Origin of the sequence: Nitrobacter sp. 62-13, from assembly GCF_001896955.1 — a bacterium.
In the GTDB taxonomy this organism is placed as follows: domain Bacteria; phylum Pseudomonadota; class Alphaproteobacteria; order Rhizobiales; family Xanthobacteraceae; genus Nitrobacter.
This window is the reverse complement of sequence record NZ_MKRN01000012.1, coordinates 1-19,407: the sequence shown is the minus strand read 5'-3', so window position 1 is coordinate 19,407 and position 19,407 is coordinate 1. Positions and strand designations below refer to the sequence as shown.

The window sequence follows — 19,407 nt, the reverse complement described above, 5'->3', positions numbered from 1 at the left end:
GCGTCGGCGGCGGTCGTTTGTTCCGGCGACGTGTGCTGGCATACGCATGAACGATACAGTTATCCGCACGATGCGAAGGTCGTCATTCACGAAGATAATTGGCGTCCGGGACCGCATGTAACGTTCCGCGAACATGAAGGCCGAGGTTACTGGAGAGGCGATACCTGGAGGACCTGGTAATTAAGTTCATCAGAGGAGTGCGACTTGAATTGGTATGCCGCCAGCGAACCCGGCTGGCGGCATTACCAACAAAAGCGTTTTGCCAGGAAGAGGAACGCCATTGCTGAGGTTTCAATTTCTGGCTTCGGGAACTTGTTAGGTTATTGGGAGCGGCGCTGCTTCGTCTGTCAATCCAGGAGAGACTTCCGTCGGCGCCAATGCCACCGAACCGCCGCGCCAACTCCCAGCGCTACGAACAGGACCAGAACAACAATCAATGCGGAACTCTCAATCCACGCAATCGCCGGAATGCTCAGGGCCATGATGAGTCCGAGAATACAGACTTGCCAAGAAGCAACGTGGATGCCGGCGGTAAACGTACCAAGTGCCAGCAAGGTGAAAATCGAAAGTCCCGTTACATTCGCATTGAGAATTCTCTGCACGCTCGGTAACAGCAACATGTTCATCACGAGCAGAAATGCGCACCAGTGCAGCACCTGCGTCCAGACCAACCGCCATCGTGCGTCTTTGTCGTCCGAACTCGGCCATCGGGTGCCGATGCAGAGGGCTCCGATCACCACCGCCAGAATTTCCCAATAGACAACGATCGGCCGTCTCAAGAAGCTCGTATAGGCAACGCCGATTATGGTCAGAACCAGAACGAGACTATAAGGGAGTTCTTTCATCCAAAGGGTCGTCCGTTCGGGTTCAACGGACGGAGCCCGTAGATCGGCTGGGGGGGCCTGATCGCTCACTTCTGCGCGCATGGCATGTCTACTCCGGAGCGACGGTCATCGCCCACTATGGGTCAATTGAGCCGGGCAATTCCGCGCGCGCCTGATGATGTCACGTGTCCGGTCGTCCGATAGCCTTTGTAAACGCCGGCATCGCCTGCAGGTTCCGGTCGCGGGTTGCAGGCCGCCGCTCGTTTTCTCCCAGGCAAGCGACGACTGCGTCGGCTATGCTTGCATTTTGGAGACCAGGTCGGCGCTGAGATTGGCGGCAACACGCAGCGCGGGGACATTGTCGGTATTGCAGCGTTGTGTATGTGGAGTAATCGCGATGGTTTACCGAACTCCGAAAGATCTTGCCGGCCGGATGGCTTCTCGGCGCCGACGGGCGAGGGCTGATGACGGGTTCGCGCGTGAGACCTTCACCCAGCCCCGAGACCAAGCCCGCCGGACGGCGAGGGCGTTCCTCGATCGCTGGCCGGCCGCGGCGTATATGTCAGCCGTCGAATCCTGGCGCGAACTGCCCGGCGACGAAATCGAATTCACTATGAAACGTCTGCGCAGCGCTGATTAGGCATGGGCGGTGAATGCTCACGCAAAACCCCTTGGCGTCCGGCGCTGTCTGGACGACGGGTCCATCTCATCAAACTACCCCGCTCCAAAAAGAGCCCGCATTTTATAGTGTTGCCCGTTTTGTCGTTTCAGGGTCGGCGCCGCGTCTTGATCCGGGAACTCCGTGTCGCTGGAGCTGTTGAATGCGCCTGTGATTAGGGAGGAGACCCATGCACCGCATATTGGTCATGACCGTCTGTACGGCGTATTTTGTCGGGATTGCTCAGGCTCAGACAATCTCGGAACCCAAACAACCGCACAAGTCCGAATATAATACTGGTCGGACCGTCACGCCGGAAACTAAGGGCCAGGTGCAGCCGCAAGGCCGGACCGGTCCCACTAATACCGGCTCTGGTGGCGCTAATCCGGAAAGCCCGCAGGGCGAGAGCCCGCCGGGCATGCAGCCCGCGCCGGAAGGATCTTCTAAAACGACGGTCGAGCCGAAGTAGCGCCAAGAGCGACCATCGAGAATTTCAAGGAAGAGCTTCCGGTCGGACCGATGTGAGTCGCCCGACCGATTGCTGTGACGCGACATTGGTTGCTCGCGACGATCCATGCCGTCCGCTGCCGCCCTCAGAATGTTTCGCTATGAATGGGTTTGGGAAAGGAGGCTGTTGATGCCAGCGTGACCTAGCATTGCGAAAAGTATCAGAGCAGCGACGAATAGCAGCGCGGCGATCGATCCCGCCCAGGCAGCCCACCTTTCGGCCCTCTTGTCCTCAATTGAATCGAACATCCACCTGGCGCAACCAACCGCAAGTCCAAGGCAAACCAGACTGCCGAGGAGTTGGTTGAGCGTAATAGACCCGAGTGGCCGGTTTCCGATAGACAGGGAACTGTAGGCGAGAATAGTCGCAAGACATACTATGAAAACAAACCGGATGCTTTTGCCGGTCCAGATTAGCCACCGCCTGCGCGGCTTTGGTGGTAAAGACGCCATAACGTCGGTGAGTTCGTCATCCTGACGAAATCCCAAGGCCTCCGCTCCCATCGCCGTCAGTTTCGGACTCCCCTATGTTGACCGCGGTGATGCGCGTTACCAATGTACGGTCGGGCTTATCGTTCCAACGGCTTTTCGTAAGCTGCAACTCCACGAAACGACGGATCGACGGGAACTTTCAGATGCCGGTGATCGAAAGAGAGCCGCCTTCGGTGGCGGCCCTTTTCGCAGTCGACCTTCGTGAGTTCTACTTGCTCATTCCGTTCTTCTTCATGTGGTTCTTGGACCTGCCATGCTTCGACATCGTGCCGTTCGACATTCCCGTCGTTCCCGAGGTGTTGCCCCTGGTCTCGGAGGCGCCGGCCGGCGGCTGCGCGGGGTTCTTGCTTGAGTCCTTTATACTTGGTCGGCTGTTTCCGGTTTGAGGTGTTGTCGTCGGTGTCTGCGCCAAAGCTCCCGCCATCGTCAGTGCTGTGACTGCCGCCGCAGCGCTTCCGATCAAAATGCCTCGTCTCATGATTGCGTCCTCCGTGTTGACATGAGGCAAGACAATGCCGGGTTCAGTGCAATGTTCCTATCTCGGCCTGGAACCCGAGGCCGCGGCTGCGCAAGAGGAGGAATCCTGGCTCAGGCTGATACGGCATCCACCACGTCTCGGCGGAATTTTCTCGCCGCAGCGGCGACGCAACGGGGATGCGGTTCCGCGGTGCATTAGCCGCAATTCAGTTTCGGGGCCACTTCGACGGGCGATAGCTTCGCGGCGCTTCGCGAGCCGTCGGACATGTTCAAATTAGCTGTCGAGCTTGAGGTAGGGGCGGATCACACAGACCCGCCCCCGAAACGATAAGCGAAACGCAAACGCTTCTCGGAACGATGACCGGATACTTAGGTGAGGAAGATCGCCATCAACACGACAACGGTGGCCACGGCCCCTGTTGCGATCATTCCGATCTTGATGAAAGTTTTATACTGCCGCTCATGCGCCGGATAATCCATTCCTTCCGACGTCGAGTATACCATTTCGCTATGGTCTGACATGTCAAGTCTCCCAGATAGGGTTGAGCTTGCATTGTGAGATTAACGCAATCTCAATTGCTGTCGATCCTGCGGTCCCTCACGATCCTGTGACACATGGGTAATAGTGAAGCGGCGAAGACTGTCGTTCAACTTAGCTATGTAAGTCGCTAACGCATTGATCCAATTGGCACGCCGTCTCGAGTGATGATGCGAACTCTGTCTGCTCCATAGTCCTCGGAGCAATCGTTTTCACACCCGGAATCTCAGTGTCTCCACCAGCAGCGTGAACGCTGAGGAAGCGTGCCGCCGGTGCGGATAGTAGAGGTGATAGCCGGGAAGGTCGGGTGTGAACTTTCTCAGCACTTGAACGAGCCGTCCTTCATCCAGATGATGCTGGACCTGATCGAGCGGGAGGTAGGCGAGGCCGTGTCCGTCGAGTGCAGCATCGAGGATGAGATCGATGGTGTTGAGGATCAGCGGTCCCTCGACCCGCACCCGGACATCGCGGCCACCATGTTTCAGACGCCAGCTATTCAGTGTGCCGGAAGTCGGAAGCCGCAGATTGATCGCACGATGATCGATCAGTTGCGCCGGTGACGCCGGAGCGGTCTGTTTGCGGAAGTAAGGCGGTGCGCCGACGATCGCCATCGGGATATCGGGACCAATGCGCATCGCAATCATGTCCTTGGCAATTTCCCCGCCAAGGCGGACGCCGGCATCGAACCGATCAGCCACGACATCCACCAGCCCATAGTCGATGGTGATCTCAACCGTGATGTCGGGGTTGTCGATCAGCAGCCGCTTCGTGGCTGGAAGGAGAATGGTCTTGGCGGCATGCTCTACCGTCGTGATGCGGATCGTGCCGGACGGCCGGTCGCGCAGTTCGCCCAGCGAGGCGATCGCGGCATCGAGATCGTGCAGCATCGGGCCCAGCGTCGCGAGCAGCCGTTCGCCTGCATCGGTCGGCGCCACGCTCCGCGTCGTGCGCGACAACAGTCGCAGCCCCAGCCGCTCCTCGATCCGCCGCACGATCTGACTGAGCGCGGATTGCGCCATGCCGAGACGCACCGCCGCTTTGGTGAAGCTGCGCTCCTCGGCGACCACGACGAAGGCCGCTAGATCGGCAATCTCGTCACGCCGCATTTATCATCTCAATGATAGGCCCAAGACAAATTACCTATCTAATCGACCCAATCGGTTTGACCTAGATTGGCCGTATCAGCAAGGGGATTTCCCGGAAGCGGCTGGCGGCCAACCCGGAAACCCGCTGTTTCTCGACAGGTTCACCCTCTTCGGACAGACAAGGAGTTTCGCCCATGACCGGAATAACGAAGGAAAGAATGCAGAAGGCCCTGGAACAGGAAAAAACCATTTCCAGGGACGATCATGCCAAGGTCAAGGCGCTGGCCGGCATGGTGAAGATGCCGCGCAGCTTCATTTTCAAGAACCCCGATGAGTACGGCATGGAAGGCTGGCATGATCTGTCCATTCCGTCGGACGATGGCACGCCGCTTGAAGCTTGGTACATCCCGGCCAAGGGCGGCGAGAGCGACAAACTCGTCATCTTCAATCATGCCCTTCCGATGTGCCGCGCCGGCTATCCCGGACATATGGGCGAGCCGTGGAGCAACTTCATCGAGCCGGTCGAGATCGACTTCGTCATCCAGTACAAGCACCTGACCGACGCCGGCTACAACGTGCTGACATACGACTTCCGCAACCATGGGCAGAGCGGCGCGGCGAATGGCGGCGTCTGCGGGGTCGGCCAATGGGAATGGCGCGATTGCGTCGGCGTGAAGACGTTCGTCGATGCGCATCCGCGCCTGGGCAAGATGAAGGTCGCTCTGTTCAGCCAGTGCCTGGGTGGCGTTTCGCAATATGCGGCCATCACCAAGCGTCCGGAGTTGTTCGAGAACGTCACGTGCCTGTGCAGTCCGCTAGTGCCCAACATGGAGTCGGTCTTTGGCAAACTCTCGGGCAAACAAGGCATCGGCCAATATCAGGAACTGATCGACCTTGAGATCATGAAGCTCGGCGGTTTTCCTGCGGCGGATATGTCGGGCAAGCTGTGGGCTCCAAACGTCAAGCTTCCTGTCCTGATGTGGCAGGTGCGCGACGACGCGGTGATCGACAATCCGACCGACGCGCAGCGCACGTTCGATGCGTTGGGCAGCAACGACAAGGAACTGCACTGGATCGAAGGCACGACCAAGCGGTTCAAAGACGGCTACAACTGGTTCGGTCGGCATCCCGAAAAGGCGCTGGCGTTTCTCGATGAGCATATGAACTAAGCCCGGCGGGCAGGCCGCCGATTGCGTCGTGCACCCGGCGGTTTTCTTTCAGGGGAAACGACGTGAAGTCCGTTCAGACCAACCAATCGGGCATCGCCTAGCACCGCCAACATTCTGTTCCTCTTGGAACGCGTTGCTGCTCCTTGCGTCTCCGTCATTCTTGGCGGTGCGGTCGTACGCGAGACGCTGGAGCGCGGGATCATCTCCGGCGCGTGGATCGGCGGCCCCGAAATCCGTGCAGTTCGCGTAGCGCGCCAGTAGCGGGCTGATGGTGGTCAGAGCGGGTAACATAGGGGGCTCAGACGTGACGTCTCTCTGTAACAATGGAACGGAGGTTCCTCAGGAACGCATTGCGGAGCGTGCCGTTATCTCCGTACGCTCAGCAAAAGGAGATGCAGATGGGCAGCGATAGCAGCACGAACTTTCCTCCTGCCGGACAGCCGAAGGAGGATCCGAAGAAGACCCTCGGCAAGAGTATGCAAGAGCTGACGGACGAGGCGGATAAGCAACTCTCCGAGAAGGAGAAGAAGAGCGGCGAGAGCATCAAGCACGCCCCGCCGGGCAGGAGCGACATCATTCCGTAGAACCTGAAACTAGTGCAAAGGCCGTCAGCGCTCGTAAGGGGGCTGGCGGTTTTATTTAGCACGAATCGGTTTGGACGGCGGTCAATGGGGAGAATCTAGCAATGCGTTTGTTGGAGTTCGGCTTCTATTGTGCGGCGCTGATGCTCATCGGAATAAGGACGTTCTGTCTTGCTCTGTTGCATGGCTGGTTTCGCGATCCGAGATTTCGTGCCGTCCCGATCAGTGACGATGCTGTATTCAACGATGTTTTCTACCCAATGTAGGACGAACGCGCCGCGATCGTTTCCTTCGGTCCGCTCATCGATCAACACCAGTTTCTTCATCGCAGCCTCCTTTCATGAGGGTCGCTTTTAGTTACCGTGGCGCGCGTTGCCAGACGGCAACTCATGCACCTTCCGGCCGGTAGCGTGAAGATATCGCCGCTGCAGATCGGGCATTCGCTATTGTCATAGTCGTGCGATACCGTTTGCAACGGATGTGTCATGAACCCAACATTCGATAGCACTCTGGCAAACCTCGCCACGCACAACGATATCGACTTTGATCGCTCGCTGAATATATCTCCGGATCATCTCAACGACGACACGCTGCGTTGGACGAAGCGATTCAACAATGGGAATCGGCGCGGTGTCTCACTCGAGAGGTGCTCGATGCAGCCGTCGATGCCGAGCAAACTGCGCTGCAAAATATGAAGGAGACCAAGCCGACGACACGTGACGGCGCGCTGGCTTTACTTGACCACTATCTGGAAAGGCTAGCTGCACGCCAGCCGGCCTAAATGCGCTCTAGGCCGACGCAGCCTAGCGCATGGCAGCGTGGCCTGCGGTGTCGCGAGATCCATTCCACGATGAAACGGTTGCGTGGCGCGGATTGCCTCTCGGTACGCAAAACCCGCCGTTGCGGTGGGGCACGGCGGGTTCGGGATGGGGCGAGGGGATTAAAGAAGGAAAATTGCCAACAGCACGACGATGGTGATCACCACCCCGGCGCCGATCGTCCCGATCTTGACGAAGGACTTATACGTTTCCTCGTGCGCCCGGTAATCCATTCCTTCTGCGGTCGAGTACGTCAATTCGCCATGATCAGACATGTCAAGCTTCCCAAGTTGCGGTTGATCTTGTGTCTTTCACGACGGTGACCAGTGAGACCGATATAGCTGACCGCGGTCGCCGCCGATTATGCAGTTCTGCGAACTTACTTTTGCGGGTGTTCGCGGCGGTGAGCCGTGCTCTGACGTTGGCCATAAGCTATAGCGAGAGAGAATATAGTTATGACGCCGGTAACTAACGCGGTCGCAAGGATTGATTCGCTCGGCATGTCGATCTCCGTTTTTTGTTTCGACGAGCCAAGAATACATTCAAATCACACGTATGTTTTCGTCTAGCGCAAAGACGCCGTTATTTTCTGATGCTCTGAAGACGTCAGGAATGGAGATCTCTTGGCGCAATGCGCTGCGGCGTTTCCTGCGGGAGGACCGTTCCCTTTAGCCGATGCATTGGCGAAGCGCTTCGAGATCCAGAACGTTGATATGACGGTGCGAGGAAATCTGAATCACTCCGGCGCGCCGCAGCCGTGTGAACTCGCGCGAAACCGTTCCAATCGTCAAACCAAGAAAGTCGCCAATTTCGGCGCGCGTAAGCGGAAGATCGAAAGCCGTAACGGCGTTGCCTCCTGCAAACGGATCGATCTGCCGAACCATCATCATAAGAAAGCTGGCTACCTTTTCGGGTGCCGTCTTTCGTCCGAGCGCCAGCATCCACTCGCGCCCCTGATCGACCTCGCGCAAGGCCTGGTGTAGCAGTTTTGCTTCGAGGGCCGGATTTTCCTCGAGCATTTTCCGCAGCGCGTTCCTGGTTATGCTGCAGATTTCAACGTCCGAACAGGCTTCGACCCGGACATGGCTCTCGTCTTGATGAAGTCGTCCGACGAAATCGGGCGCAAATTGAAGTCCGACGATTTGTTGGCGACCATCGGCCAGAGTCTTGGTCAGCTTGAGCACGCCGCGCATGACATTGGCATAGGATCTGATCGGCCCTTGCTCCTGCAAGAGAACGTCACCGGCGGATATCTTTACCACACGTGTGAATTTGGCGAAATCCACCAATTCGTTGGCGTTGAGCGCGCCGCACATACCCTTGTGCCGTACATCACAGCTCTGACAGAGCTTCGGTACATTGGAGTTATGGATGTCCTTCCGGGGCGTGTTCATGTTGTTCTGGCTTGGAGACAGCGCCTCTTTTCGACGAGCTATCGATCGTCCAGGCGGACCCTGCATCCCTTAAACTGTCGTGTCTTTGCGATCGCGCAAAGGCGGGCGTAAATTGTTGCGTTACCGCAATGTGCAGCGCTGGAATCGCAATCTTTAAAGTACAACTTCCAAGGCTGTGCAGAGCCGGCCGACGCCGTTCAAGCAAGATATTGAAATCACTTCGCTAGCTGCGAAAGTTTGGCTTAGAGAGAAAGGGCTTGTCCACGCCGATCTTGGCGCAAATGTTTCCCGGGGAGCCGGAAATTCCCGAGCCTTGAAGCCCGAATCCAATGCCCCGCTTCATCGACCATTTCATACGAAACCCTATCGGTCGACTCCGCCCGCACATTGACGCTCTGAATTTATCAAGTGCTCAAGGAGGGAGGCTACGCCTTGGTTGAAGCGACTGTCAGTCGTCAGATGAAGTCTGCGAACGAGTGTTCAACGGGGCGGTATCGCGCGACGTTAATAGCGGAGCGGAGGCGTGCCACACCCGGCATTTGTAAGATTGGCTGGGCGCACTTCGCCAGCCCCAAAAGATATTCGAACAAGGATCGAGAAGCGTCGCGTCGCGTCTCCCGCGAGTGGTCATTCGAAAATCGTGAAGCGCTTGGACGGAAGATCAGAAGGCCGAAGCTGGGCTTGCTGCTTTAGACGTTCGGCTTAGCCGTCATCGCATTCGATCAAAACGAAGGTGAACTATGGCTTTCGTCGTTATGCGGCGAGTGGCTCTTGGATTTCGAGGCCGGTCATGGCCTTGAAGCTTTGTCCCTCGGCCCGCGCCATTCGCTCCGCAGAAAGTCGCTCAACGTTACTAGCGTTCCGTCCCGGCAATTTGTAAGCTGGGGCGTTTTCTATGGAGGCGCGAATGGAACTTTCGCAGAAAGAACTGAAAGCCATTCATCAGGCCCTTGTTATCGCGGCCTATCAACTCGAAAAGCAACCAGCAACAGAACGGCCTCAGTACGACTGCATGAAGAGTCTGATTGCCAGGTTTCCCCCGCGGTACACGGCTATGTATTTTTGCGAGGCCAGCATCATGTTTGACCCCCCAAAGAGTGCCGAGGAAGCTCTTGCTCGTTATGAGCAGTATGGCGCACAGGCTACTTTCGCCGATATTTCACGGCTTTTTCCCGGCCCTCCTTAAGGTCGGCTATTCTCCATCCATGCACCCCGCCTCGGATATGCCCGGTTCACTAGATCGCGTCATTATCGGTCCAAGCAAAATTTCCGGCTGGAATTTTTGATGCTTTTTTCAGCTGCTGATGGACAATTGCTGTCGATCAAAGGCGGCGCAAAAATATCGTGTCTGATTTGCCTTTGCACCAATGAGTGAAAAGCTGCGCTCGCGATGCGCCCGAAGCTTTCCAGCCGTGTCGCTGACGGGCGGCTACTTATCGTCGTCACCCACCGTTTCCGAGCGCAAAAAACTCAAATGGCGAACGCCGCTAAGGATCTGATTTAATTGGCGCGCTCGGAGAGATTCGAACTCCCGGCCCTCGGAATCGAAATCCGATGCTCTATCCAGCTGAGCTACGAGCGCCCCCGCACCCTTATAGGAAGAGCGACGACCCGATGTCACGCGCTTTGCCGAGCCAGGTCTTATCGTCCTGGTGGATAGCGTGCTCTGATTGGCCGGAGCAGGGGCGGGAACGGAGCAGGGGTTGAACCTGTCTCGATCTTCCCCTTTTGGTTTATTTGCGTATCGCTAAGCCATTGATTTTTCTTGCTCAATGTGTGGTAAAAAGGTGACGCCTCGCCGAAATTGCTGGGCGCGGCGGCTATCGTCGTTCCAATTGCGCCCGCCGACGCTAATCTGGCGTCCATTAGGTCGCGGATTTCCTCGTAATTCCACGGAGATGGATCGGAAGTCTCGCATCAAAGATAGTTTTGGGTGGCGGCGTGAAATTTTTTAAGTCGGTGAAAACCGTATTCGTTTTGCTGACGACGATCGCCTGCTGCTCGATGGCCGCGGCGCAATCGCCGGCGCCGTCCGTCACAGCGGCGACCGTGGTCCAGCAGGACTACGACGCGCTGTTTCAGGAAATGTATAAAAATCCATCCAATCTGGAGGCGAGTTTCAAGTTCGCGGAGCAGGCCGTGAAGCGCGGCGACTATGAAGCGGCCATCGGCGCGCTCGAGCGTATGCTGTTCTTCAATCCGAATCTGCCGCGGGTAAAACTCGAACTGGGCGTTCTGTATTTCAAGCTCGGCTCGTACGAACTCGCACGCAGTTATTTCCAGGAGGCGATCAAGGCCGCAGATGCCCCCGATGAGATCCGGGCGCAGGTCCTCGCTTATTTGACCGAGATTGACCGCCGACTGGCGCGATACGAGTTCAGCGTGTTCACCACCGCGGGTTTCCGTTATCAGACCAACGCCAATCTCGGTCCGTCGAGCCTCATGGTGCGGGCCCTGGGGCAGGATGCTCTTCTCGACGGCGCGTTCGGCAAGCGTCCGGACTGGAATTTCTTCCAGACTCTCACAGCCAACTACGCCTACAAGATCGGCACGCGGGGAGACGCCATCGAGGCGAGCTTCCTCGGCGTCAATTCACGCCAATACAAGCTCAACCAGTTCAATCTCGGTCTGGTCGAACTCGTAGTCGGACCGCGCATCGCGATCGGCCAGAACGCATCGTTCAAGCTTTACGGCATCGGCGATCAGGTCTGGCTCGGGGACGCCAATTATTTCTCGGCCGGCGGCGGCGGCTTATCCGCGCGCACGACGGTCGGCGATCGCGGGCTTCTGGAAGCGTTCGTCGAGGAACGCCGCCGCGATTTCTCCGATTCGAACAACTTTCCAACGGCCAGCCAGCAGAGCGGAGACCTGCTTTCGGCGGCTGTGACGTCGGATTTGCGCTTCGGAGCGCTGCACTGGACGGCGCGTGCCGGATTCGATCAGAACCGCGCGATCTTCGATTATTACTCTTACAAGCGTTACTCCATCGACATGGCGTTCCCGTATGCATTCGCCCTGCCGGTGTTTGGCACGCCGCATCAGTTCGTGATCGCGCCGACGATCGGCTTTAGCTGGGCCAATTATGATGCGCCCAATGCGATCATCGATCCCGTCACGGTGCGGAACGACAGGGAGCAGCGTTACGGCGCGATCTTTGATGCGCAGGTGTACAAGAACGTCGGCGTGCGAACGCAGGTCCAATACATCAAGATCGACTCGTCGCTGCCGAACTACACGACCGACAATCTTTCAGTCTCGATCGGACCGACCGCGCGGTTTTAAACCAACCCGTTCTCTGGCGGTTCGCATCACAGGGCGGCGGCGGTGTATCCGCGCATGTGGACGATCTGCGGGACCGATCGGCCGTTTTTTGCAGGAACATATCGTGCGGTTGCGGAGGCCTGCATTCCTTTGCCGGCATCTTCCACGACGACCGACATCGTCAGGGCATCGACAGACGGGTGGAGTCTTTGGATGACGCGCGGTTGCGATGCGATGACGGCCCTGGCTGCCGCAATGGCTTCGGCCGAACTCACGTCGGCCGGCTGATCGATGTTTGCTGCCAGCGAGTTGACGCCGGCCAGCGCTGCGTCGTCGGCAATGTCCTGCAAGCGGGTGCTCGTTCCGGCGTGGACGGACAATGCGAAACAGGCGCCCGCCGCAAAGGGGAGGGCCAGCGCCGCCAACAGGACGAGACTTTGCTTGTTGAAAAATATCCGGGCCATCATTGCTGTCTGCCTTCGCTGATCGGCTCTGGCGGGGAGCATGAGAGACAGGCGACGGATTTGTCGTTAATCTGGCCACGGGGCTTCGCAAAACCTCTTGCAGTGCTGAAAAATTGGCTATTTTCGTCGCGCCAAATCGAGCGGATTTCGTTAATGTGCCGGTAACGCTCGTGCCGTCTGGTCCGACGGTCCACCGAGCTATCGACCGCCAATCGTGGAACCGGATTGAGACAATGCCGTCGCTCCTCACAGTGTTTTCGAGCGAAGTGGAATCCGGTTCGCATGAAGAGAACGCGTCAAATCAAGAAAATGAAGTCCTTCATCGGTTTTGTGAAACGGTGCAAGGCTCCGATTGCGTCGAGTTCGGGCGATGAAGGCTGCGGCACGTTTCCGCGGCACGATGCGCGTACGGGTGATGCTGGCGTGGGCGCGTCTGCGCGGGCTGATGCGCAACAAGAATTTCCGCGCCGTCAGCGCGGCGGTGGCGACGCTCGTCCTGCTCACTTCGCTACGAGCTTACGATCCGCGCATCGTCACCGAATTGAAGGAGCGCACGTTCGATACCTATCAACGGCTAAAGCCGCGCGCTTATACCGATCAGCCGGTGCGTATCGTCGATATCGACGAGGCCTCGATTGCCGAATACGGACAATGGCCATGGCCGCGGACGCGTCTTGCCGCGTTGACGCGACGGCTTGCCGACCTTGGCTCCGGCGTGATCGCATACGACATCATATTTTCCGAGCCGGATCGCACCACGCCGAGCCGGCTCGCCAGTGACTTGAAGGACTCCGGCGTCCCCGATCTCGACCAGACCATGAAGCTGCTTGCGAACCTGCCTGATCATGATCGGGCGTTCGCAGACGCCATCGGCAAGACAGGGGTCGTGCTCGGTTTTGCCGCAGGCAACACAGCCAACGCCCAGCGCCCGCCGATCCGGGCGGGGCTCGCATTCGTCGGCGTCAATCCAGCCAGGGTGCTGGTGCCGTTTCACGGCACGGTGTCGAGCCTGCCGATCTTCACCGATGCGGCCGCGGGCATCGGCGGCATCAATCTGAGCTCCCACGATCGCGCCGGCATCGTGCGGCGGGTCCCGATGCTGTTTTCCGACGGCGCGAACGTTTATCCCGGCCTCGCGGTCGAGGCGCTGCGAGTCGCTCAGAACCAGAAAAGTATCGTCGTCCGCGGGACCGGATCGAGCGGCGACAGCGATACGGGGCACGCCGCGCTGATCGACATGCGGGTCGGGGCGTTCAAGCTGCCGCTGACCAGCAACGGGGAATCGTGGATCTATTTCAGTCGCGACCAGCCGCAACGCTACGTGTCCGTGAAAGACATTCTCGATCCCGCCAAGGAAGCCGCGGTCAAGCCCCTGATCGATGGCGCCATCGTGCTCGTCGGCGCATCGGCCGCAGGCTTGATGGATGCGCGTGCGACGCCACTCGGCGGGTTGGTTCCGGGCGTCGCAATCCAGGCTCAACTGATCGAACAAATTCTCGCGCAGGACTTCATCGAGCGCCCCGACTGGACCAACGGGCTTGAGATCGTCCTGACCGTTCTGTTCGGCGCGTTGGTCGCGGGGCTTGTGCTGGCGTTTGGCGCCCGGTTTTCATTCTATGCCGGCGTCGTGGTGTTCCTTGCAGGGCTCGCCGGATCATGGATCGCGTTTTCGCATTTCCGTCTGCTGATCGATCCCATCTTCCCGTCGCTTGCGGCGCTGGCGGTTTATATCGCGGTGGAACGCGTGCTCCACGTTGCTTCCGATCACGAGAAGAAATTCGTGCGCCAGGCCTTCGGCCAATATCTCGCGCCGGAACTGCTTGCTCAGCTTGAAAACTCGCCGCAGGCGATGCGCCTTGGCGGTGAGTCCCGCGACATTTCGGTGATGTTCATGGATGTGCGCGGCTTCACGCCGATCTCCGAAGCTCTAACGGCGACGGAGCTGGTCGATTTCATCAATACGCTGCTGGCGCCGCTGTCGGATGCGATCCAGGACGAGATGGGGACGATCGACAAGTACATCGGCGACTCGATCATGGCGTTCTGGAACGCGCCGGTGGAGGTTCCCGATCATGCGAGCCGGGCCTGCCGCGCCGCGCTCAAGATGCGCGCCGCGATCGATGTGCTCAACGATGCCGACGTCTTTGGATTTTCCGCGCGCGGTTTCGCGGATCCTCGCGTCCGTATCGGGGTCGGCATCAACGCCGGGCTGGCCTGCGTCGGCAACATGGGATCGCAAAGGCGATTCAATTATTCCGCCATGGGCGACGTTGTGAACGTCGCAGCCCGGATCGAGTCTGCGAGCAAGGCGCTCAATGTGGACCTTCTGGTCTCGGAAGACGTCGCACAGCGAACGAAAGGGATTGCGCTACTCGAGGCAGGCGAAATCCTGTTGAAGGGCAAATCGCGTCCCACCAAAATCTACACGATCGCGGGAGATGAGGCGGTGGCGGCGTCGCCGGAGTTCGCTGAATGGAAGCGGATGCACGGCGCGTTGCTTGCCGCGATCAAAACCCGTCATCTACAGGAGGCAAATACGGCGTTGGCGCGGTGCCGCGAACTCGCCGGCGACGACATGCAGGATTTCTATCGCCATTTTGCCGAACAGGTCGCGGACCTCGACAGCGCGATGATGCAACGGCATGCCGAGGGACCGGCCGACGAAATGCGCCTGACGAAATAGGGCTGCTGTCACGGCCTCTCAGGTTTGCCCCTCAGAACGTCACGACGCTGCGTATCGACTGGCCCTTGTGCATCAGGTCGAACGCCCGATTGATGTCGTCGAGCGGCATGACGTGGGTGATCATCGGGTCGATCTGGATCTTGCCCTGCATGTACCAGTCGACAATCTTCGGCACATCGGTGCGGCCGCGTGCGCCGCCGAACGCGGTGCCTTTCCAGACCCGGCCGGTGACGAGCTGGAACGGCCGTGTCGCGATTTCAGCGCCGGCTGGCGCAACGCCGATCACGATCGACTGCCCCCAACCGCGATGACAGGCTTCGAGCGCCTGGCGCATCACCTTGACGTTGCCGGTGCAGTCGAAGGTGTAGTCGGCGCCGCCGATCTGGTCGGCGCCGGACTTGGTCATGTCGACGAGGTGAGGGACGAGATCCTTGCCCATGTCCGTCGGGTTGACGAAGTGGGTCATGCCGAAGCGTTCGCCCCACGCCTTGCGGTCGTCGTTGATGTCGACCCCGATGATCATGTCGGCGCCGGCGAGCCGCAACCCTTGCAACACGTTCAATCCAATGCCGCCGAGGCCGAATACGATCGCCTTGGCGCCAGGTTCGACCTTTGCCGTGTTGATGACCGCGCCGATACCGGTGGTGACGCCGCAACCGACATAGCAGACCTTGTCGAACGGCGCGTCCTCTCGGATTTTCGCGACCGCGATCTCCGGAAGCACCGTATAATTGGCGAAGGTCGACGTGCCCATGTAATGGTGGATCTTCTTGCCATCGAGCGAGAAGCGGGACGTGCCGTCCGGCATCAGCCCCTGGCCCTGGGTGGCGCGGATCGCGGTGCAGAGATTGGTCTTGCGCGACAGGCACGACGGACATTGCCGGCATTCCGGCGTGTAGAGCGGAATGACGTGATCGCCTTTTTTCACCGACGTCACGCCCTTGCCGACATCGACGACCACGCCGGCGCCCTCATGACCGAGGATAGCCGGAAACAGCCCTTCCGGATCGGCGCCGGATAGTGTGAATTCGTCGGTATGGCAGACGCCGCTGGCCTTAATTTCGACCATGACTTCGCCGTCGCGCGGTCCATCGAGTTCCACGGTCGTGACTTCCAGCGGCTTGCCGGCGGCAATGGCGACTGCGGCGCGAACGTGCATGGTAATTTTCCGTTCTCTGTCGGCGGGAAGGGCGATATTGCGGGTGTCGCCGCGCAGGCTTGTTTGTCGGCGGACAGCATAGGTTCGCGCACGCATGGCGGCAACCGCGAGCATGCATGAAAAAGGGACGCCGCGGCGTCCCTTTTTGCACTCTTCCAAACGGGGTGACCTAGTCCTTCGGCTGCTCGACGATGCGGAAATACGGCTTCGGCGATTTCCAGCCCTTCGGGAATTTCTTGCGCGCCTCTTCTTCCGACACCGCGGCCGAGAGGAACACGTCGTCGCCCGGCTTCCAGTCCGACGGTGTGGAGACGCTGTGCTTGGCGGTGAGCTGCAGGGAATCGATCGCACGCAGCACTTCCTGCCAGTTGCGGCCGGTGCTCATCGGGTAGACGAACACCAGCTTGATCTGCTTGTCGGGACCGATCACGAAAATGTTGCGCACCGTCTGGTTGTCCGCCGGCGTCCGTTTGTTGACGTCGCCCGAGGTGCTGGCCGGCAGCATGCCGTAGAGCTTGGCGACGTTGAAATCGACGTCGGCGATCAACGGATAGTTCGGCGCGACACCCTGTGTTTCCTCGATGTCCTTGGACCACAGATGATGCTTGTCGGTCGGGTCGACGCTGATGCCGATCAGCTTGACGCCGCGCTTGTCGAACTCCGGCTTGAGCCGCGCGACGGCGCCGAGCTCTGTGGTGCAGACCGGCGTAAAGTCCTTCGGATGAGAGAAGAAAAGTCCCCAGCCGTTGCCGAGCCATTTGTGAAAGCTGATGTGGCCTTCGGTGCTTTCGGCTTCGAAGTCCGGCGCAGGCGAACCAATCGATAAAGTCATCGTCACGTCCTCGTGTCAATTAAACGGCGGGATGCGGCGAATATAGGCGGCGCGGGTGGGAAACGGAACCGGATAATCGAAAAGGATAATATCTTTCTTGGCGCAGGCATTGCGGAGCATCTTCCTGTCGGATCCCGACCGGTCCGACGAATTAACGCCTACGGCTTTGTGATTGAGATGCCGTGATGTTGCCGCGCCCATGCCCCACGCGCGCCGAACCGTATTGCGATCGAGTTGAACCGCGCTCCTTATTGCGGCGACGAACCGGTGGCCGGCAATTCTCAAGCGCGGCGACGGGATGTCGGATTTCTTAACGAACGATTCACCCGCGCGTGAGTGTGCTGGGCAACTCCAGAAGTGAGAATACGCCTATGTCTTCCGACACGTCCGCCGTCGGCCCGATCGACATTTCCGCTATCACCAGCCCGCAAGCGGTGGTCGCCGCGCTCACTACCGTCCGCGACGGCGTCATTACGGGAGAGGGGCCGACCGCGCGCGGCCGAGTTCATTTTTCCCGCGCGCTGGACTCCACCGATGCGTCCTGGTGCGCGCGGCTCCTGACGGCTGTCGCCGTGGATGACCGGCCGGTGAGCCGGGAGGAGGCCGAAGCCCTGTTCGAAATCAACGATGCGGCCGCCGAGCGATCCGACGACGGACAGTTCGACGACCTTTTTACCAAGGCGATCGTGCATCACGCTGCGTCTGCCTCAGGCCTGCCGGTCCCGCCGCGCAGCATCGCCCTGGCGCCCACGACCGCGATCGAAAGCTGGGCGCCGACCAGGGCGGTGGGCGTCAATATCGAAGTGCTGGAATGGATCGCAACCCAGATGCGCGGCAAGCGGCGCAACAACCGTCATTTGATGGCGCTGGTTGCGAGCCTGATCGGCGCGGCGACCCTGCCGCTGCTGCATTTTCCGAACATTTTCGATCTCGGCATGTAGGCCTCGCAAAGCCCCTTGCGCGGGCGTTCCGGCTGAAAAGTCTTTGCTCCTGTTTTCTTTTTTCTGTACGACGGAATGGTTCGCCGCGTTCCAAGGCCAGATCGCGCATACCGTCCGGAAGACTGGACCGCGCCTCAAGGTTGCAGGTCAACAGGCAGATGTTCAAACGGATACTGATCGCCAATCGCGGCGAGATCGCCTGCCGGATCATCAAGTCGGCCCGCCGGATGGGCCTCGAAACCGTAGCCGTGTATTCGGAAGCCGATCGCGACGCCCTTCACGTCGAGATGGCCGATGAGGCCGTTTTGATCGGGCCGCCGCCGGCGGCCGAGAGCTATCTCGTCATCGAGAAGATCGTGGACGCCTGCCGCAGCACCGGCGCGCAGGCCGTGCATCCCGGCTACGGCTTCCTGTCGGAGCGTGAGGCGTTCGCCCGTGCGCTCGCGGACGCCGGCCTGGTTTTCATCGGGCCCAATCCCGCCGCGATCGCCGCGATGGGCGACAAGATCGAATCCAAGAAGACCGCGGCAAAGGCCGGAGTTTCGACGGTTCCGGGCTTTCTTGGCGTGATCGAGGACGACCGGCACGCTATCAGGATCGCGGACGAGATCGGCTATCCCGTGATGATCAAGGCGTCGGCGGGAGGCGGTGGAAAGGGCATGCGCATTGCGCACGCGAGCGCCGAGGTCGCCGAAGGGCTCAATCTCGCGAAGGCGGAGGCGAAGGCGTCATTCGGCGACGACCGGGTCTTCATCGAGAAATTCATCGTCGATCCCCGCCATATCGAAATTCAGGTGCTTGGCGACAAGCATGGCAATGCGATCTACCTCGGCGAGCGCGAGTGCTCGATCCAGCGACGAAATCAGAAGGTCATCGAGGAGGCGCCGTCGCCGCTGCTCGACGAGGCCACGCGTCGCAAGATGGGCGAACAGGCCGTCGCGCTGGCTCGGGCGGTGGACTACGACTCGGCGGGCACGGTCGAGTTCGTCGCCGGCCAGGACAAGAGTTTCTATTTCCTCGAAATGAACACGCGGCTGCAGGTCGAGCATCCCGTCACGGAGTTGATTACGGGCATCGATCTGGTCGAGCAGATGATCCGTATCGCAGCCGGAGAAAAGCTCCCGATCGCGCAGAAGGATGTGACGCTGACGGGATGGGCGGTTGAATCGCGCGTTTATGCGGAAGATCCGTTCCGCGGTTTCCTGCCCTCGGTCGGCCGCCTCGTCAAATATCGTCCGCCGGCAGAAACGAACCGGGATGGTATCGTTGTGCGCAACGATACCGGCGTGTACGAGGGCGGCGAGATTTCCATCCACTATGATCCGATGATCGCGAAGCTCGTGACGCACGGGCCTTCGCGCCGGGCCGCCATCGAGGCGCAGGCTCACGCGCTCGACGCATTTTACATCGACGGCATTCGGCACAACGTTCCTTTTCTGTCGGCTCTGATGCACCATCCGCGCTGGCGCGCCGGCCATCTCTCGACCGGGTTCATCGCCGAGGAATTCCCAAAGGGCTTTACGG

20 protein-coding genes and 1 tRNA gene are annotated in these 19,407 nt (G+C 59.3%); 11 read left to right on the top strand and 10 right to left on the bottom strand.

Annotated elements, in window-relative coordinates; genetic code table 11:
- Window positions 1-347: 347 nt before the first annotated feature.
- Window positions 348-926: a hypothetical protein gene (locus BGN91_RS01930; RefSeq protein ID WP_292610279.1), complete on the bottom strand. Its 579-nt coding sequence runs from the start codon at window positions 924-926 to the stop codon at window positions 348-350.
- 331 nt (window positions 927-1,257) lie between these two features.
- On the opposite strand from BGN91_RS01930, the gene BGN91_RS01925 reads away from it, so the two are divergent.
- The 3 genes from BGN91_RS01925 (at window position 1,258) to BGN91_RS01915 (ending at window position 2,867) form a co-directional block, all read left to right on the top strand.
- Complete coding sequence (locus BGN91_RS01925; protein WP_292610281.1) at window positions 1,258-1,464, top strand: hypothetical protein; 207 nt, start codon at window positions 1,258-1,260, stop codon at window positions 1,462-1,464.
- Window positions 1,465-1,672: 208 nt separating this feature from the next.
- The gene (locus BGN91_RS01920) at window positions 1,673-1,951 is read left to right on the top strand and encodes a hypothetical protein (protein ID WP_292610278.1); all 279 of its coding nucleotides are present in this window, start codon (window positions 1,673-1,675) and stop codon (window positions 1,949-1,951) included.
- Window positions 1,952-2,624: 673 nt separating this feature from the next.
- Window positions 2,625-2,867: a hypothetical protein gene (locus BGN91_RS01915; protein ID WP_292610277.1), complete on the top strand. Its 243-nt coding sequence runs from the start codon at window positions 2,625-2,627 to the stop codon at window positions 2,865-2,867.
- Window positions 2,868-3,327: 460 nt separating this feature from the next.
- On the opposite strand, the gene BGN91_RS01910 is transcribed toward BGN91_RS01915, so the two are convergent.
- Together BGN91_RS01910 and BGN91_RS01905 are read right to left on the bottom strand one after the other, a co-directional pair.
- The gene (locus BGN91_RS01910) at window positions 3,328-3,480 is read right to left on the bottom strand and encodes an aa3-type cytochrome c oxidase subunit IV (RefSeq protein WP_292610276.1); all 153 of its coding nucleotides are present in this window, start codon (window positions 3,478-3,480) and stop codon (window positions 3,328-3,330) included.
- Window positions 3,481-3,708: 228 nt separating this feature from the next.
- Window positions 3,709-4,602, bottom strand: coding sequence for a LysR family transcriptional regulator (locus tag BGN91_RS01905; RefSeq protein ID WP_292610275.1), 894 nt, complete (start codon window positions 4,600-4,602; stop codon window positions 3,709-3,711).
- Between the two features lie 173 nt (window positions 4,603-4,775).
- On the opposite strand from BGN91_RS01905, the gene BGN91_RS01900 reads away from it, so the two are divergent.
- Window positions 4,776-5,750, top strand: coding sequence for an alpha/beta hydrolase (locus BGN91_RS01900; RefSeq protein ID WP_292610274.1), 975 nt, complete (start codon window positions 4,776-4,778; stop codon window positions 5,748-5,750).
- A gap of 398 nt (window positions 5,751-6,148) precedes the next feature.
- Complete coding sequence (locus BGN91_RS01895) at window positions 6,149-6,334, top strand: hypothetical protein (protein WP_292610273.1); 186 nt, start codon at window positions 6,149-6,151, stop codon at window positions 6,332-6,334.
- A gap of 95 nt (window positions 6,335-6,429) precedes the next feature.
- Here the strand turns inward: BGN91_RS01895 and BGN91_RS01890 are convergent, their stop codons facing one another.
- Window positions 6,430-6,657, bottom strand: a complete 228-nt coding sequence (locus BGN91_RS01890; RefSeq protein ID WP_292610272.1) for a hypothetical protein — start codon at window positions 6,655-6,657, stop codon at window positions 6,430-6,432.
- Window positions 6,658-6,926: 269 nt separating this feature from the next.
- Between BGN91_RS01890 and BGN91_RS01885 the strand changes: the two genes are divergently transcribed.
- On the top strand, window positions 6,927-7,112 hold the full coding sequence (locus BGN91_RS01885; RefSeq protein WP_292610271.1) for a hypothetical protein: 186 nt from the start codon (window positions 6,927-6,929) through the stop codon (window positions 7,110-7,112).
- 159 nt (window positions 7,113-7,271) lie between these two features.
- Here the strand turns inward: BGN91_RS01885 and BGN91_RS01880 are convergent, their stop codons facing one another.
- Both BGN91_RS01880 and BGN91_RS01875 read right to left on the bottom strand, forming a co-directional pair.
- Window positions 7,272-7,424 carry an aa3-type cytochrome c oxidase subunit IV gene (locus tag BGN91_RS01880; protein WP_292610270.1) on the bottom strand — a complete coding sequence of 51 codons (153 nt, stop codon included), beginning with the start codon at window positions 7,422-7,424 and terminating at the stop codon, window positions 7,272-7,274.
- A 393-nt stretch (window positions 7,425-7,817) separates the two neighbouring features.
- A complete protein-coding gene (locus BGN91_RS01875; RefSeq protein WP_292610269.1) occupies window positions 7,818-8,543 on the bottom strand; it encodes a Crp/Fnr family transcriptional regulator in 726 nt (241 codons plus the stop codon).
- A gap of 907 nt (window positions 8,544-9,450) precedes the next feature.
- Between BGN91_RS01875 and BGN91_RS01870 the strand changes: the two genes are divergently transcribed.
- Window positions 9,451-9,729 (top strand): hypothetical protein, encoded by a 279-nt coding sequence (locus BGN91_RS01870; RefSeq protein ID WP_292610268.1) that lies wholly within the window; start codon window positions 9,451-9,453, stop codon window positions 9,727-9,729.
- 319 nt (window positions 9,730-10,048) lie between these two features.
- On the opposite strand, the gene BGN91_RS01865 is transcribed toward BGN91_RS01870, so the two are convergent.
- Window positions 10,049-10,125, bottom strand: a tRNA-Arg gene (locus tag BGN91_RS01865).
- 422 nt (window positions 10,126-10,547) lie between these two features.
- Between BGN91_RS01865 and BGN91_RS01860 the strand changes: the two genes are divergently transcribed.
- Window positions 10,548-11,825 (top strand): tetratricopeptide repeat protein, encoded by a 1,278-nt coding sequence (locus BGN91_RS01860; RefSeq protein WP_292610280.1) that lies wholly within the window; start codon window positions 10,548-10,550, stop codon window positions 11,823-11,825.
- Between the two features lie 26 nt (window positions 11,826-11,851).
- Here BGN91_RS01860 and BGN91_RS01855 read toward each other — a convergent pair whose 3' ends face one another.
- Entirely contained in the window at window positions 11,852-12,268 is a 417-nt protein-coding gene (locus BGN91_RS01855; RefSeq protein WP_292610267.1) for a hypothetical protein, read from the bottom strand.
- A gap of 370 nt (window positions 12,269-12,638) precedes the next feature.
- Here BGN91_RS01855 and BGN91_RS01850 point away from each other — a divergent pair, with 370 nt between their 5' ends.
- The gene (locus tag BGN91_RS01850) at window positions 12,639-14,951 is read left to right on the top strand and encodes an adenylate/guanylate cyclase domain-containing protein (RefSeq protein WP_292610266.1); all 2,313 of its coding nucleotides are present in this window, start codon (window positions 12,639-12,641) and stop codon (window positions 14,949-14,951) included.
- Window positions 14,952-14,982: 31 nt separating this feature from the next.
- On the opposite strand, the gene BGN91_RS01845 is transcribed toward BGN91_RS01850, so the two are convergent.
- Together BGN91_RS01845 and BGN91_RS01840 are read right to left on the bottom strand one after the other, a co-directional pair.
- The gene (locus BGN91_RS01845) at window positions 14,983-16,110 is read right to left on the bottom strand and encodes an S-(hydroxymethyl)glutathione dehydrogenase/class III alcohol dehydrogenase (protein ID WP_292610265.1); all 1,128 of its coding nucleotides are present in this window, start codon (window positions 16,108-16,110) and stop codon (window positions 14,983-14,985) included.
- A gap of 169 nt (window positions 16,111-16,279) precedes the next feature.
- Window positions 16,280-16,942, bottom strand: a complete 663-nt coding sequence (locus BGN91_RS01840; protein ID WP_292610264.1) for a peroxiredoxin — start codon at window positions 16,940-16,942, stop codon at window positions 16,280-16,282.
- 371 nt (window positions 16,943-17,313) lie between these two features.
- On the opposite strand from BGN91_RS01840, the gene BGN91_RS01835 reads away from it, so the two are divergent.
- Window positions 17,314-17,883 carry a hypothetical protein gene (locus BGN91_RS01835; RefSeq protein WP_292610263.1) on the top strand — a complete coding sequence of 190 codons (570 nt, stop codon included), beginning with the start codon at window positions 17,314-17,316 and terminating at the stop codon, window positions 17,881-17,883.
- A 158-nt stretch (window positions 17,884-18,041) separates the two neighbouring features.
- Window positions 18,042-19,407 (top strand): acetyl-CoA carboxylase biotin carboxylase subunit (locus tag BGN91_RS01830; RefSeq protein WP_292610262.1); only part of this gene is annotated, 1,366 nt, incomplete at its 3' end.

Bases quoted from the DNA above. Each gene is read 5' to 3' on its own strand.
- BGN91_RS01860 (WP_292610280.1), top strand. From the start codon at position 10,548: ATGGCCGCGGCGCAATCGCCGGCGCCGTCCGTCACAGCGGCGACCGTG.
- BGN91_RS01925 (WP_292610281.1), top strand. From the start codon at position 1,258: ATGGCTTCTCGGCGCCGACGGGCGAGGGCTGATGACGGGTTCGCGCGT.
- BGN91_RS01835 (WP_292610263.1), top strand. From the start codon at position 17,314: ATGTCTTCCGACACGTCCGCCGTCGGCCCGATCGACATTTCCGCTATC.
- BGN91_RS01875 (WP_292610269.1), bottom strand. From the start codon at position 8,543: ATGAACACGCCCCGGAAGGACATCCATAACTCCAATGTACCGAAGCTC.
- BGN91_RS01915 (WP_292610277.1), top strand. From the start codon at position 2,625: ATGCCGGTGATCGAAAGAGAGCCGCCTTCGGTGGCGGCCCTTTTCGCA.
- BGN91_RS01855 (WP_292610267.1), bottom strand. From the start codon at position 12,268: ATGGCCCGGATATTTTTCAACAAGCAAAGTCTCGTCCTGTTGGCGGCG.
- BGN91_RS01840 (WP_292610264.1), bottom strand. From the start codon at position 16,942: ATGACTTTATCGATTGGTTCGCCTGCGCCGGACTTCGAAGCCGAAAGC.
- BGN91_RS01905 (WP_292610275.1), bottom strand. From the start codon at position 4,602: ATGCGGCGTGACGAGATTGCCGATCTAGCGGCCTTCGTCGTGGTCGCC.
- BGN91_RS01910 (WP_292610276.1), bottom strand. From the start codon at position 3,480: ATGTCAGACCATAGCGAAATGGTATACTCGACGTCGGAAGGAATGGAT.
- BGN91_RS01890 (WP_292610272.1), bottom strand. From the start codon at position 6,657: ATGAAGAAACTGGTGTTGATCGATGAGCGGACCGAAGGAAACGATCGC.
- BGN91_RS01880 (WP_292610270.1), bottom strand. From the start codon at position 7,424: ATGTCTGATCATGGCGAATTGACGTACTCGACCGCAGAAGGAATGGAT.
- BGN91_RS01870 (WP_292610268.1), top strand. From the start codon at position 9,451: ATGGAACTTTCGCAGAAAGAACTGAAAGCCATTCATCAGGCCCTTGTT.
- BGN91_RS01895 (WP_292610273.1), top strand. From the start codon at position 6,149: ATGGGCAGCGATAGCAGCACGAACTTTCCTCCTGCCGGACAGCCGAAG.
- BGN91_RS01920 (WP_292610278.1), top strand. From the start codon at position 1,673: ATGCACCGCATATTGGTCATGACCGTCTGTACGGCGTATTTTGTCGGG.
- BGN91_RS01850 (WP_292610266.1), top strand. From the start codon at position 12,639: ATGAAGGCTGCGGCACGTTTCCGCGGCACGATGCGCGTACGGGTGATG.
- BGN91_RS01900 (WP_292610274.1), top strand. From the start codon at position 4,776: ATGACCGGAATAACGAAGGAAAGAATGCAGAAGGCCCTGGAACAGGAA.
- BGN91_RS01930 (WP_292610279.1), bottom strand. From the start codon at position 926: ATGCGCGCAGAAGTGAGCGATCAGGCCCCCCCAGCCGATCTACGGGCT.
- BGN91_RS01845 (WP_292610265.1), bottom strand. From the start codon at position 16,110: ATGCACGTTCGCGCCGCAGTCGCCATTGCCGCCGGCAAGCCGCTGGAA.